The organism is Idiomarina sp. UBA4206, from assembly GCF_002383015.1.
GTDB lineage: Bacteria > Pseudomonadota > Gammaproteobacteria > Enterobacterales > Alteromonadaceae > Idiomarina > Idiomarina abyssalis.
The window spans coordinates 28,970-29,260 of record NZ_DFTS01000044.1; the positions used below are offsets into that span (position 1 = coordinate 28,970).

At 51.9% G+C, this 291-nt stretch carries 1 protein-coding gene; it reads left to right on the forward strand.

The annotated features are described in order from the left end of the window. A partial coding sequence (locus B3180_RS10280) for a flavodoxin-dependent (E)-4-hydroxy-3-methylbut-2-enyl-diphosphate synthase (RefSeq protein ID WP_286844379.1) occupies positions 1-291 on the forward strand: 291 nt, incomplete at both ends.

Here is a 291-nt window from a genome sequence, read left to right on the forward strand (position 1 = left end):
CACAGGAAAAGTACGGTGAGCCTACGGCTGAAGCCTTAGTTGAGTCTGCCATGCGGCATGTCGATATTCTCGACAAACTCGACTTTCACGACTTTAAAGTGAGCGTTAAAGCATCCGATGTGTTTTTAGCCGTTGACTCCTACCGTCTGCTTGCGAAGAAGATAGACCAGCCACTGCACTTAGGTATTACCGAAGCGGGTGGTAAACGCAGCGGCGCCGTTAAATCGTCAGTAGGCTTAGGTATGCTGCTCGCCGAAGGCATTGGTGACACGCTTCGGGTTTCGCTAGCGG